This window comes from Serratia sp. KH_031, assembly GCF_057839655.1.
This window is the reverse complement of the sequence record NZ_CM174496.1, coordinates 1038808-1052918: the sequence shown is the minus strand read 5'-3', so window position 1 is coordinate 1052918 and position 14111 is coordinate 1038808. Positions and strand designations below refer to the sequence as shown.

At 52.3% G+C, this 14111-nt stretch carries 12 protein-coding genes; 2 read left to right on the top strand and 10 right to left on the bottom strand.

What is annotated here, in order from left to right; genetic code table 11:
- Positions 1-141 precede the first annotated feature (141 nt).
- Positions 142-1134: a tRNA-modifying protein YgfZ gene (gene ygfZ / locus AC3ISQ_RS04585; protein WP_489350960.1), complete on the top strand. Its 993-nt coding sequence runs from the start codon at positions 142-144 to the stop codon at positions 1132-1134.
- 154 nt (positions 1135-1288) lie between these two features.
- Here the strand turns inward: ygfZ and trhA are convergent, their stop codons facing one another.
- Positions 1289-1957 (bottom strand): PAQR family membrane homeostasis protein TrhA, encoded by a 669-nt coding sequence (trhA, locus tag AC3ISQ_RS04580; protein WP_489350958.1) that lies wholly within the window; start codon positions 1955-1957, stop codon positions 1289-1291.
- Between the two features lie 170 nt (positions 1958-2127).
- On the opposite strand from trhA, the gene AC3ISQ_RS04575 reads away from it, so the two are divergent.
- On the top strand, positions 2128-2736 hold the full coding sequence (locus tag AC3ISQ_RS04575) for an HD domain-containing protein (protein ID WP_489350956.1): 609 nt from the start codon (positions 2128-2130) through the stop codon (positions 2734-2736).
- Positions 2737-2753: 17 nt separating this feature from the next.
- Here AC3ISQ_RS04575 and AC3ISQ_RS04570 read toward each other — a convergent pair whose 3' ends face one another.
- The 9 genes from AC3ISQ_RS04570 to AC3ISQ_RS04530 all read right to left on the bottom strand — a co-directional run bounded on the left by AC3ISQ_RS04570 (position 2754) and on the right by AC3ISQ_RS04530 (position 14106).
- The gene (locus AC3ISQ_RS04570) at positions 2754-3500 is read right to left on the bottom strand and encodes an SDR family oxidoreductase (protein WP_489350954.1); all 747 of its coding nucleotides are present in this window, start codon (positions 3498-3500) and stop codon (positions 2754-2756) included.
- Positions 3501-3576: 76 nt separating this feature from the next.
- Positions 3577-6456, bottom strand: coding sequence for an aminomethyl-transferring glycine dehydrogenase (gcvP, locus tag AC3ISQ_RS04565; protein ID WP_489350952.1), 2880 nt, complete (start codon positions 6454-6456; stop codon positions 3577-3579).
- A gap of 73 nt (positions 6457-6529) precedes the next feature.
- The gene (gcvH, locus tag AC3ISQ_RS04560; protein WP_489350951.1) at positions 6530-6916 is read right to left on the bottom strand and encodes a glycine cleavage system protein GcvH; all 387 of its coding nucleotides are present in this window, start codon (positions 6914-6916) and stop codon (positions 6530-6532) included.
- A gap of 31 nt (positions 6917-6947) precedes the next feature.
- Positions 6948-8045 (bottom strand): glycine cleavage system aminomethyltransferase GcvT, encoded by a 1098-nt coding sequence (gcvT, locus tag AC3ISQ_RS04555; RefSeq protein ID WP_489350949.1) that lies wholly within the window; start codon positions 8043-8045, stop codon positions 6948-6950.
- A 415-nt stretch (positions 8046-8460) separates the two neighbouring features.
- Positions 8461-9663, bottom strand: coding sequence for an FAD-dependent 2-octaprenylphenol hydroxylase (gene ubiI, locus AC3ISQ_RS04550; protein ID WP_489350947.1), 1203 nt, complete (start codon positions 9661-9663; stop codon positions 8461-8463).
- Between the two features lie 169 nt (positions 9664-9832).
- Positions 9833-11011 (bottom strand): 2-octaprenyl-6-methoxyphenyl hydroxylase, encoded by a 1179-nt coding sequence (ubiH, locus tag AC3ISQ_RS04545; RefSeq protein ID WP_489350945.1) that lies wholly within the window; start codon positions 11009-11011, stop codon positions 9833-9835.
- A 1-nt stretch (position 11012) separates the two neighbouring features.
- On the bottom strand, positions 11013-12326 hold the full coding sequence (gene pepP, locus AC3ISQ_RS04540; RefSeq protein ID WP_489350943.1) for a Xaa-Pro aminopeptidase: 1314 nt from the start codon (positions 12324-12326) through the stop codon (positions 11013-11015).
- Between the two features lie 216 nt (positions 12327-12542).
- Positions 12543-13361 carry a PTS system mannose/fructose/sorbose family transporter subunit IID gene (locus tag AC3ISQ_RS04535; RefSeq protein ID WP_489350941.1) on the bottom strand — a complete coding sequence of 273 codons (819 nt, stop codon included), beginning with the start codon at positions 13359-13361 and terminating at the stop codon, positions 12543-12545.
- Positions 13345-14106 (bottom strand): PTS mannose/fructose/sorbose/N-acetylgalactosamine transporter subunit IIC, encoded by a 762-nt coding sequence (locus AC3ISQ_RS04530; protein ID WP_489350939.1) that lies wholly within the window; start codon positions 14104-14106, stop codon positions 13345-13347. The genes AC3ISQ_RS04535 and AC3ISQ_RS04530 overlap by 17 nt, the downstream gene beginning before the upstream one ends.
- Positions 14107-14111: the final 5 nt, after the last annotated feature.

Sequence of the window (14111 nt, the reverse complement as noted above, 5' to 3'; positions counted from 1 at the left end):
TAACAATTTGACATACTCGTCGGGAAGAACGTTAGGCAATAAAGCGCAAAATGCCAAAAAAAGCCCTGCTATTTAATAACTGTTTGCAAAGCGCGTATCCTCTTTTACCATGACAACATCAGCCCAAAGCAGGATCTTATTATGGCATTCACTATTCCATTCCCTCCTCGTCAGCCCTCTGCTTCAACGCATTTGCCACTCACCCTGATCTCATTGGAAGACTGGGCGCTAGTGACATTGAGTGGGCCAGATACGGTGAAGTATCTTCAAGGCCAAGTGACAGCGGATATCGACCAGTTAGCCGCTGATCAGCATGTGTTATGCGGCCACTGCGACGCCAAAGGTAAAATGTGGAGCAATCTGCGTTTGTTCCATCGTGGTGAAGGTTTTGCCTATCTGGAACGTCGTAGCGTGCAAGAAAGCCAATTAGCCGAAATCAAAAAATACGCGGTGTTTTCCAAAATCACCATCGCTGCGGATAACGAAGCCGTACTGCTCGGCGTTGCTGGTTTTCAGGCACGAGCGGCTCTGGCGGGCATCTTCAACACCTTGCCCGATGCAGAACATCAGGTAGTGCAAGATGGCGCAACCACGCTGCTGCACTTCGCTTTGCCAGCCGAACGCTTCTTACTGGTGACGGATGCCACCACCGCTGAACGGCTCACGGTCAAACTCAACGAACAAGCTGAGCGTAACGATAGTCAACAATGGCAGGCACTGGATATTGAAGCGGGTTTCCCGATTATTGATGCCGTAAACAGTGCGCAATTGATCCCACAGGCGACGAACCTGCAAGCGTTAGCAGGGATCAGTTTTAGTAAAGGGTGTTACACCGGGCAAGAGATGGTGGCACGCGCCAAGTTCCGCGGAGCCAACAAGCGTGCTTTATATTGGTTGGCGGGCAAAGCCAGTAAGGTGCCACAAGCCGCTGATGAGTTAGAACTGCAACTCGGCGAAAACTGGCGCCGCACCGGTACCATTCTAGCGGCCAGCCATCTGGCAGATGGCACGGTTTGGGTGCAAGCGGTGCTGAACAACGATCTCGAAGCGGATAGCAGACTGCGTGTGCGTGAAGATACTGGCAGTCTGTTAGCAATCCAGCCGTTGCCGTATTCGTTGGTGGAAGAGAAATAAAACTCGGGGATTTCAGATCCCTGCCTTTATCCGCAATGAATTTCGCGTTGCAGCTAGGCGGCAAGCGAGTAAATCCCCAGGAGCTTACGCCAGTAAGTGACTGGGGTGCGCACGCGCAGCCAACAACGCTGCGGCGTGAAAGGTGAAGCGGATATTATACATACAAATAAATCGCCAAGAAGTGGCATACACAACCGCCTAAGACGAAGCCGTGCCAGATGGCGTGACCGTAACGGATACGTTTTGAGGCATAGAAAATCACCCCCAGCGTATACACCACGCCACCTACCGCCAATAGCGTGACGCCACCGGTCGCCAACCGCGTTGCCAGTTGATAAATCACAATCAACGACAACCAGCCCATCACCAAATACGTCACCAGCGACAGCACTTCAAAACGGTGAGCGAAGGCCAGTTTGAAGATAACCCCAAACAGCGCAATGCTCCAGATAACTACCATCAAACCTCTTGCCAACGGCGAGTCTAAGCCCACCAGCAGAAACGGGGTATAGGTCCCGGCAATCAGCAGGTAAATGGCGCAGTGGTCGAATTTTTTCAGCCAATGTTTGGCTCTTTGATGAGGAATTGCGTGGTACAGAGTTGAGGCTAAGAACAGCAGGATCATGCTGCAGCCATACAGGCTGTAACTGGTAATCGCTGTGGCATCAGCGCCGCTATTGACTGCCTGCACTAACAATAAGACCAAACCGACAATGCCGAACACCACACCAAATCCGTGGCTGATACTGTTAGCTATCTCTTCTGCCCACGGATAAGCAGTGGATTTTTCATCTGCCGCTTCGGCTACACGACTTTTCCCCATAACGCTTTACCCTCATACCACTAGAATTGTTCGAAATTAACGCATCGAAGCTTAGCTGAGAATAATTCCAGTGTACACATGTACGCTGAAATAAAAATGTGAAAGCATGTAACATCTCACTGGTCTACAATCGTCAGGCTTCACACATTCACTTGTCTTTGAGGTTGCACATGTCTTCCGTTGTCCCCGCATTAGATTTTGGTTCCATGACCCAAACCATTCAGTTCCTGATGGAAATCGACAAACTTAAAAGCGTTCAGCGCCGTACTAAGGTGATGGGCACTCAACGTCAGGAAAACTCAGCCGAACATAGCTGGCACTTTGCCATCGCGGCTCTCAGCTTGGCACCTTATGCCGGTGAAGAGGTAGATATTCAGCGCGTGATCCAAATGGCACTGTTGCACGACATCGTGGAGATCGATGCTGGTGACGTGATGGTTTACGATCTGGCAGCACGCGCCGCGATCCATGACCAAGAAGTCGCGGCAGCGCGTCGGTTGTTCGGTCTGTTGCCGGAACCACAGCGCGAGTATTTCACCGCTTTATGGCAGGAATATGAAGATGGCGAAAGCGCCGATGCACGTTTCGCATTGGTGCTTGATCGCACCATGCCGATGCTGATGAACCTGCATAATGAAGGGCAAAGCTGGGTAGAGAATGGCATCACACTGGAGCAAGTCGTGGCACGCAATGCGATGATCGCTGATATCCATCCTGAACTCTGGCAGCACCTGCTCACCCATTTGCAAGATGCGCAGCGTAAAGGCTGGTTGAAGTAGTCGTTACAACGGGGGGATTAACGTCCCCCTGATGCCTCGATAAAACTCCCCGTCACGTATGAGGCCGCATCAGATAACAACCAAACAACCGCCTCTGCGACTTCTTCCGGCTGTCCACCCCGCTGCATCGGCAAGGTCGTTTTTACCCGATCCACTCGCCCCGGTTCACCGCCACTGGCATGCATTTCGGTATAGATAAATCCGGGTCGCACGCTGTTCACTCGAATCCCTTGTGCCGCAACTTCCAGCGACAGCCCGGTAGTCAGCGTATCTATTGCCCCTTTGGAGGCCGCATAGTCGACATATTCCCCCGGTGCACCTATGCGCGCCGCGGCAGAGGAAACGTTGACGATAGCACCACCGCGTCCACCGTGGCGCAGCGCCATACGTTTTACCGCTTCGCGGCAGCAAAGAAAATAACCAGTGACGTTAGTAGTCAGCACTTTGTTGATTCGCTCCGCAGTGAGTTGTTCGATACTCGCTTGCTGGAACAAAATACCGGCGTTATTCACCAGCGCATCAATCTTGCCGAGCGTAGCATCCAGCTCAGCAAACATCGCCAGCACATCGCTTTCCTTGGCGATATCAGCCTGTAAGGCTATTGCTTTACCACCCAGCCAACGAATCTCATCCACAACCTTTTGCACGGCAGTTTCGTCTTGCAAATAGTTAATCCCAACGGCGTAGCCCTTTTGCGCCAGTAATAACGCAGTGGCACGGCCAATTCCTCGGCTAGCTCCCGTCACCAATGCCACTTGAGACATTTTATTTTCTCCGCACAAATAAAAAAAGGAGAGCATTTTCATGCCCTCCCATTCACTTAATGCATTATAGCAACGCTTATTCGTAATCGCTCATCGGTACACAAGAACAGAACAAATTACGATCGCCATATACGTCATCTAGGCGTTTTACCGTCGGCCAGTATTTGTTCTCACGCACCGCGTCAGAGGGGAATACCGCCAGTTCACGGCTGTAAGCGTGCTGCCAATCGCTAACCAGCTCAGCCTGCACGTGTGGTGCATTCACCAGCGGGTTATCCTCCAGCGACCATTCGCCTTTCGCTACGCGGTCGATTTCGCCGCGGATAGCCAGCATCGCGTCGATAAAGCGATCCAGTTCAACTTTGCTTTCTGACTCGGTAGGTTCAACCATCAGCGTACCCGCAACCGGGAACGACATAGTTGGTGCATGGAAACCGTAGTCGATCAGACGTTTGGCAATATCCATTTCGCTGATACCCGTGGCTTCTTTCAGTGGACGAATATCCAAAATACATTCGTGCGCCACGCGATGGTCACGACCGGTATACAGCACCGGATAAGCGTCTTTCAGACGCGTTGCGATGTAGTTGGCGTTGAGGATCGCCACTTGGCTCGCCTGTTTCAGCCCTTCTGCGCCCATCATGCGGATATACATCCAACTGATTGGCAAGATAGAAGCGCTGCCGAACGGAGCCGCAGACACTGCGCCTTGCTGGGTCAGTACACCGTCGATCTGAACTACGCTATGTCCCGGAACAAACGGAGCCAAGTGCGCTTTCACGCCGATCGGTCCCATACCTGGGCCGCCACCGCCGTGTGGAATACAGAAGGTTTTGTGCAAGTTGAGGTGAGAAACATCCGCACCGATATAGCCCGGCGTGGTAATCCCCACCTGTGCGTTCATGTTGGCTCCGTCGAGATACACTTGACCGCCGAACTGATGAACGATCTGGCACACTTCGCGGATGGTTTCTTCATACACGCCATGAGTCGACGGGTAAGTGACCATGATGCAAGAAAGCGCATCACCCGCTTGCTCTGCTTTAACGCGTAGATCGTGCAGATCGATGTTACCGTCGCTATCGCAAGCCACGACGGTCACACTCATCCCCGCCATTTGTGCCGAGGCCGGGTTAGTGCCGTGCGCCGAGCTTGGGATCAAGCAGATATGGCGACTGCCTTCGTTGCGGCTTTCGTGATAATGACGGATAGCCAGCAAACCAGCGTATTCCCCCTGCGCACCGGAGTTCGGCTGCATACAAACAGCATCATAGCCCGTCAGTTGTACCAACCATTGAGAAAGCTGGCCGATCATCAATTGATAACCAGTCGCCTGCTCTGGCGGGCAGAATGGGTGCAATTCAGCGAACTCAGGCCAAGTGATCGGGATCATCTCCGCGGCGGCGTTCAGCTTCATAGTGCAAGAACCCAGCGGGATCATCGCTTGGTTCAGCGCCAGATCTTTACGCTCCAGACGATGCATATAGCGCATCATCTCGGTTTCGCTGTGATAACGGTTGAACACAGGATGAGTCAGGATCGGATCTTTACGCAGCATCGCTGCCGGGATCGATGGGCTATTTTTGCGGGCTGCGGTATCCAGTACCTCGATGTCTAAACCGTGGTTGTCGCCCAACAACAGTGCAAACAGAGTCTGTACGTCTTCACGTGAAGTGGCTTCGTCCAGCGTGATACCTACAGCGCCGTGGATGTCGTTACGCAGGTTGATACCGAAGCTCAGAGCGCGCTCCAATACCGCCGCTTTGTCTTTAACTTCAACAGTCAGAGTATCAAACCAAGTATTGTGACGTAGCTTCAAGCCACCTTGTTGCAAGCCAGCAGCCAGAATGTCGGTCAGGCGATGGATACGCCCGGCAATGCGTTGCAGCCCTTGTGGACCGTGGTACACCGCATACAAACTAGCAATGTTCGCCAGCAGTACTTGCGAGGTACAAATATTCGAGTTGGCTTTTTCGCGGCGGATATGTTGTTCACGCGTTTGCATCGCCATACGCAATGCAGTGTTACCCGCTGCATCGCGAGAAACGCCGATGATACGTCCCGGCATAGAACGTTTGAAATCATCACGACAGGCGAAGAACGCCGCGTGTGGGCCACCGTAACCCATCGGAACACCAAAGCGTTGAGCGGAGCCAAACACCACGTCTGCGCCCTGCTTGCCCGGAGCAACCAACAGCACCAGAGCCATCATATCGGCGGCAACGCTGGTGACGATTTTGCGTGTTTTCAGCTCTGCCAGCAGTGTGCTGTAGTCATGCAATTCGCCCGTAGTACCAACTTGTTGCAACAGCACGCCAAACACGCCGTCCAGCTCCAACACTTTTTCGGCTTTATCGACGATCACGTCAAAGCCAAAGGTCGCGGCACGAGTACGCACCACGTCCAGCGTTTGTGGGTGAACGTCATCAGCCACGAAGAAACGGTTAGCGTCTTTCAGCTTACTCGCGCGTTTAGCCAGAGCCATGGCTTCGGCAGCGGCAGTGGCTTCATCCAGCAGTGAGGCCGAGGCCAGATCCAAACCGGTCAGATCCAGAGTTACGGTCTGGAAGTTCAACAGCGCTTCCAAACGTCCCTGCGATACCTCAGGTTGATAAGGGGTATAAGCGGTGTACCAGCCCGGATTCTCCAGCATGTTGCGCAGGATCACCGGCGGCGTCAGTACCGCGCTGTAGCCCATACCAATGTAGGATTTGTAACACTGATTCTGCGCGGCAATGGCCTTCAGCTCAGCCAGCGCCTGATGTTCAGTGGCAGCGTCGCCCACTGGCGGCGGACCCGGCAGTTGAATATCTACCGGCACGATCTGTTGGATCAACGCGTCAATCGAACGGGCACCCACGGTTTCCAACATCTGCTGCTGTTGCTCTGCAGAAGGGCCGATATGGCGGTCGATAAACGATTCGCTGTGTTCAAGTTGGCTGAGTGTCTGGGTCATTGCTACAAATTCCTGAGTTCATGCATGGTACGGGATAGAACAAGAACGCCCCAGAACTGGGGCGTAATACAGATTACTCGTCGATAGAAGCCGCGTAAGCTTTATCATCCAGCAGGTCAGCCAATTCAGCAGCATCGGAAGCCTTGATGCGGAACAACCAACCTTCGCCATATGGCTCGCTGTTGACCAGTTCTGGAGAACCTTCCAGTTCAGCGTTCACGGCTATGATCTCACCGCTGATGGGTGCATAGATATCAGAAGCGGCTTTGACTGATTCAGCAACAGCGCACTCTTCACCCCCAGCCACTTTACGCCCAACCTCTGGCAGATCGACAAACACCATATCGCCCAGCAACTCCTGCGCGTGTTCGGTAATGCCAACCACGTATTCGCCATTACCTGCGTCACGAACCCACTCGTGGGACGATGCGTATTTCAACTCTGCTGGCACATTGCTCATCACCAAAACTCCTTAAAATAAAGAATAAGAATCAATTAACTAATGATTTACCGTTACGCACAAACCCAGGTTTGGTGACCTTAACCGGCATTTCACGGTTACGGATTTGTACGATGGCCTGCTCACCAATACCAGAGGGCACGCGAGCTAAGGCAATACTAAAACCTAAGGTCGGCGAGAAAGAACCACTGGTGATGATCCCTTCATGCGTTTGACCCGCTGCATCGGTGAAACGCACCGGCAGCTCATTACGTAATACGCCTTTTTCCGTCATGATCAAGCCGACCAGTTGTTCGGTGCCTTGTTCACGCTGCTGCTCCAAGACGTCACGGCCAATAAATTGACGATCCTGTGGCTCCCACGCGATGGTCCAGCCCATATTGGCCGCCAGCGGGGAAATCCCTTCGTCCATTTCCTGACCGTACAGGTTCATCCCCGCTTCCAGACGCAGCGTATCGCGCGCGCCCAGTCCAGCCGGTTTTACGCCTGCCGCTAACAGTTTTTGCCAGAAGTCCACTGCCTGCTCTTTCGGCAACGCGATTTCATAACCGGCTTCACCGGTATAACCGGTAGTAGCGATAAACAGCTCGCCTGCTTGCACACCAAAGAACGGCTTCATGCCTTCTACAGCTTGCTTTTGTTCTGCGGTAAACAGTGTTGCTGCGCGCTCTTTAGCCTGTGGGCCTTGCACCGCAATCAGTGCCAGATCATCACGCACAGTCAATTGGATACCGTATGGCGCGGCATGTTGTTCGATCCAAGCTAAATCTTTGTCGCGTGTGGCGGAGTTAACCACCAAGCGGAAGAAATCTTCAGTGAAGAAATAAACGATCAAATCGTCGATAACGCCGCCGGAGGCATTCAACATGCCGCTGTACAGCGCTTTACCCGGCTGGGTGAGTTTGGCGACATCATTCGCCAACAGATAACGTAGGAATTCACGGGTACGGGCACCGTGCAGATCGACGATGGTCATGTGAGAGACATCAAACATGCCGGCATCCTGACGCACGATGTGGTGCTCATCAAGTTGAGAGCCATAATGCAGAGGCATCATCCAACCATGAAAATCTACCATGCGCGCACCGCACGCCACGTGCTGGTCGTACAGTGGGGTTTGCTTCGCCATTTTTACCCTCTTTCCAATAGACAGAGCGCCGAAACGTACTGGAACCGTCGCGACGCAAACGATACCCTTTCCCCGAAGTTATCACTGAACGACCACATTAACCATAAGATAAAATAGGTTCAGAAGCGCATCAGGGCAGCAAAATTCCGCATTAGTTTGCAGAGTTTTTCACTAGAAAACTGAGCTGGAAGGCACAAAACCAACAATTAAACTCACAAAACTCCGACGTTATATAACAAACAGACTGCCATTGGCGGGATTTCGATTTTTGATAACCGGTTATGAAATTAGAAAAAGTAATGCAAAAACCAATGCGAAATTAGAATTTCTCAAATGAAGGGGGAGTTAAAAAGGGGGGGGGAGTTAAAGGAGAGTGAGAACGATGCCTTCCGCCGGATGACGGAAGGCAAAAGAATTAAGCTAACCAATCGGGCAAATCATTCAGCCCCATCGCCTGACGGACTAATTTAGGCTTCACGCCAGGCAGGTTATCCGCCAAACGTAAACCCACGTCGCGCAGTAGTTTCTTCGCCGGATGGTTGCCAGCAAACAGTTCACGAAAGCCCTGCATACTCGCCAGCATCACTGCCGCACCGTGTTTACGGCGACGTTCATAGCGACGCAAATAGAGGTGTTGACCGATGTCCTTGCCCTGCTGTTGCAGACGACGCAGTTCGGCAATCAGTTCAGCGGCATCCATAAAGCCCAAATTCACGCCCTGCCCTGCTAACGGATGCACGGTGTGCGCCGCATCGCCGACTAATGCCAAACGGTGAGCAGCAAAACTACGCGCATAACGCCCGGTTAATGGGAAAGTCAGTCGATCACTTTCAAGCTGGCAATGACCGAGGCGCATATCGAAGGTCATCGCCAGTTCACGGTTAAACTGTTCTACAGGCAATTGCTGTAAGCGCTCAGCTTCTTGCGGAGCGACCGACCAAACAATAGAACTCAAATGCGGATCGCTAAACGGTAGGAAGGCCAAAATACCATCGCCGTGGAATACTTGGCGCGCCGTGGCTAAATGTGGCTCGTCGGTACGGATGGTGGCGACTAGCGCGCTATGGCGGTAATCCCAGAAGGTCAGCGGAATATCCGCATGCTGACGCAGCCAAGAGTTCGCACCATCGGCACCAATCACCAAGCGAGCGCTCAACATGCGGCCATCATCCAAGGTGATAAAAGCATCGTTCTCACCCCAAGCGACCTGTTTCAGTGCAGCCGGAGTGATCAGCGTGACATCGGTCAACGTGGCAGCCTTTTGCCATAACGCTTGTTGGATTAAATGATTTTCAATGATGTGCCCGAGGTGGCTAAAACCGACTTCGTCACCACGGAAAGCAATCTTGCCGAAGCTATCGCGATCCCACACTTCCATCGCGTTATAAGCGCTGGCGCGTAGGTTAAGGATGGCATCCCACACGCCGATATGTTGCAACAAGCGCTCACTAGCCGCGTTGATGGCGGAAACACGTAGCGCCAGTGATTCCGTCGGCGGTGTTAAATCAGGTTGCTGTTGTTCAAGCACCGCAATCCGTAGACCACTGCCCTGCAAGCCACAGGCCACCGCTAGCCCTACCATACCGCCACCAGCGATAACTACGTCAAATGATTGCATACTGCCTAAATTCCTTTGGGCCTATTCTGATAGGCGTAATTGTCGCAGACAGTTTGGACACGGACAGCGCACAGGAACCGGAGCGTACACGTAGTACGTGAGGATTCCGAGCACTGCCCAGGTTCAAAATGGCAAGTAAAATAGCCTAATTGGATAGGCTTATAAAAGATTAGCGTTCAACCCAACCCAGAGTGCGTTTAGCAAATGCATCGCGTGCGGCAGGTAACAACTCCATCGCCATCAAGCCCAGATTACGCCCAACGATCAGCGGTTCATAACGGTTGGCGAACAGTTTAATTAGCCCGTCAGTGACGCCCACCGTGGCTTGCTGATCTTGTTGCCTGCGCTGTTGGTAACGCCCCAACACGGAATAAGCGCCAAGATCTTCATCGCGTTGCGCCGCTTCTGCTAGGGTTTCGGCCAGTGACATCACATCGCGCAAGCCAAGGTTGAAGCCTTGCCCAGCAATCGGATGCAGCGTCTGCGCAGCATTGCCCACTAGCGCCAAACGATGGCTCACGTGCTGATTGGCCGTTTGCAGCGCCAATGGATAACTATGGCGTTTACCCGCCTTGAGCATTTTACCCAAGCGCCAGCCAAACGCTTGCTGCAACTCACTGAGGAAACGCTCATCGTCCCAACCGTCCACTTGCTCACGTTCTTCGCGCGCATGGCACCACACTAGCGAACTGCGCCTTTGTGACATCGGCAACAGTGCCAACGGCCCATGTTGGGTAAAGCGTTCAAAAGCTCGACCTTGCGGATCTTCAGAGGTTGTCACATTGGCGATGGTTGCGAACTGCGGATAATCGTGGCGTTGCCATTGCACGTTACAAGCCTGTGCTAGCGCAGAATGAGAACCATCCGCCGCCACCAAGAGTTGCCCCTGCAAACGCTGACCGTTATCCAACAACACTTCCGCTTGTTCTGCGCTGCGCACCACATCCACGACTTTGGCAGGACAATGCAACCGCACGCCCGGAGCCTGCGCTAACAAAGCAAACAATCGCTGCCCGGCATCATGCAGTTCGATGACTTGCCCAAGCGCATCAACCCGATAATCTTGTGCTGCTAAATTAACAAACCCGGCATGACCGCGATCGCTAACGTGAACATGGGTGATAGGCGTCGCGCAATCGCGCAACGCCTGCCAAACACCAATTCGCGCTAATTGTTGGCAGGTGCCTTGCGCCAATGCGATAGCTCGTGCGTCAAAGCCCGGATGAGCACTATCGTCAGGTTGACTGGCTTCTACCAAGTCCACCGTGATTTTACCTGCACTTAGCGAGGAAATAGCCAGCGCCAAGGTTGCACCCGCCATCCCGCCACCAACAATAATCACGCTCATATTATTTGGCTGCCGCCATTAATGCCTCAATCGCATCAGCGTCTTTCACTACGCTGGCGGTCAAGTTCTCAATGCCGTCTTTAGTGATCAGGATGTCGTCTTCGATACGCACCCCGATACCACGGTACTCTTCTGGCACATCGGCGTCTGGCGCGATATACAGTCCCGGTTCGACGGTCAGCACCATGCCCGGCTCCAATACGCGATCGCGATTTGGCGTTCCATAGTGGCCGACGTCATGCACATCCAGCCCCAGCCAGTGTCCCAAGCCGTGCATATAGAATGGCTTATATGCCTGCTCAGTAATCAATTGATCTACTTCACCTTTCAGCACGCCTAATTCAACCAAGCCAGTGACCATAATGCGCACCACAACGTCATTCACTTCACGGATGCTAATGCCCGGTTTGAACAACGTCAGCGCGGTGTTGATTGATTTCAATACGATGTCGTAGATAGCCCGTTGCGGCTTCGTGAATTTGCCGTTGATCGGGAAGGTACGAGTGATGTCACCTGCGTAGCCGTTATATTCACAACCCGCGTCAATCAGCACCAGTTCACCGTCGCGCAGTGCGCACTCATTTTCGGTGTAATGCAGGATGCAGGCGTTTTCACCGCCACCCACAATGGTGTTGTAAGAAGGGTAACGAGCGCCATGACGGCTGAATTCATGGAGGATCTCGCCTTCCAATTGGTATTCGAACATCCCCGGACGACATTTTTCCATCGCGCGGATATGCGCTAATGCACTGATTTCACCCGCGCGGCGCATCACCACCAGCTCTTCCGGCGATTTAAACAGGCGCATCTCATGCAGCCAAGGTCGCCAGTCGATTTGCGTGTTTGGTGCGGCCAGATTTTGGCGGAAGCCTTTACGCAGCTTATCCATCGCCTTGAACAGCAGTTCGTCGGCATAGGCATATTCACCTTGCGCGTGATACACCACGTCTAGCCCGTTCAGCAGTAAGTGCAGTTGTTCATTGATTTCATCGAAGGGTAAGGCGCGATCCACACCCAGCTTCGCCGGTGCAGCCTCTTGCCCCAAGCGGCGGCCAAACCAGATCTCTGCGGTCAGATCGCGCACACGGTTGAATAATACGCTGTGGTTATGGGTTTCATCGCTTTTGATTAACACCAATACCGCTTCCGGCTCATTGAAACCGGTCAGATACCAAAAATCACTGTTCTGGCGATAAGGGTATTCGGTGTCCGCGCTGCGCTTGGCTTCTGGCGCAGAGAAAATAATGGCTGCGCTGGCCGGAGCCATTTTCGCCAGCAGCGCCTGACGACGATTGTGGAACTCTTGTTGAGTCAAGGCGTTAACCTCATTGATTTATAGTGATTTTTATGTGGAGCGAGGAAAGCACGAACTTTACTCACTTCTATTCAACCCTATGATTTGTAAGGTACTTACTGTTGACGATAAGATTAGCGCCCCCAGCGAAGGTACTTAGCTTACCCCTAGTCATTTAAGGTTGTCACTATCATCGTACTGATAACGGCACCTTGCGGTGCCGTTAATGAGGTCTTATTAACCCAGAATATTCAAATATGCGCCAATAATCGAAACCGCAATAATACCGATCAGAATACGTGAAATACGCATATTCTTACCCAGCAGATAATACATGACGCCAAACGCCCCCATCGGCAGCAAGCAAGGCATGATATCGTTCAAGATCTTCTGCAAAGGAACCGCATAATCCCCTTCACCTATCACGAAAGGCACATTCAACGAGACCATGGTGGCCGTCATCCCTCCTATCACCATTAATCCCAGAATCGCGGCACCGTAGGTAATTTTCTGCATCATCCCGGACTCTTCCACTTTCTTGAAGAAATCGGCCCCTAACCGATAGCCTCCCATCAGGCAGAAATAACGAATGAGGTAGTGCGGAACGTTAAACACCAGCAAAAACAACAAAGGCCCGAGAATATTGCCCGATGACGCCAACGAAATACCCAATCCCGCGGCAATAATTCGTAGCGTTCCCCAGAAGAAGGAATCGCCAATACCTGCCAACGGCCCCATCAGCGAAGCTTTCACCGCGTTGATCGAGTTGGCATCAAAGTCATCATCCAGCATCCGCCGCTCTTCCATGGCGGAAGAAATCCCCAATGGCAGCGTCGAGAGATGAGGCGTGGTATTAAAGAACTCCAAATGCCTGACTAACGCATCGGAGATCTCTTGATCGGTCTGACAGGTTTTGCGGATCACCGGCACCATGGCAAAGGTGTAACCCATATGCATCATACGTTCGTAGTTCCAGGATGATTCCATGGTCAATGAACGGAAATAGACGCTCCATAAATCTCGCTTGGTAATTTTGCTATCAGAATTCGTTGTCATCGATAACCTCCTGTTTTTTCGCTTCGTTATTGACCAGTACGATGGCAAGGAACAAACCAAACAACGCAATCCCGACCAAAGGTAGTTTTAAATATGCCGCCAGCAAGAAACCGAAGAAGAAGTATGGGAAAACCTTTTTATTGATGATCATTCTTGCCAGCATGGCGAAGCCCAACGCAGGCAGGATGCCGGTCGCAATGGTCATCCCGGTCATGATGTCTTTAGGAATAGACTCCAATATCGCATTAACCACCGGAGTGCCAACGTAGAACGCAAACCCGACCAAGATCGCAAACGGCACAGAACAAGCCAACGTCGAGTAAATATGCATCCTAACCACGCCGTTGATATTGGCGTTTAGCGCATGTTTATCCGCCTGACGGCAAAAAATCGGCAGGACAAAAATATAAACCGCATTCTGCAATACCAAAACCAAAGTGGCGATAGGTACCGCCAAGGCGACCGCAGTAGCCACGTTTTGCCCGGAAGCAATGGCAAACGCCGTTCCCAAGATCCCGCCAGAAGTCACATCCGGTGGGTTAGAAGCACCGATCTGGAATGCCCCCAGCAACACCAACTCAATCGCCGCACCAATCATAATACCTTTGGTCACGTCGCCCATAATCAGGCCAACCAAAGGTCCCATGACAATCGGGCGTCGGAGCATGGCAGTACCGAAGATCGAATCCAGGTAACCCACACACGACAATCCACCCAACATGAAAGACTGCATTAACAGACTCATATTCG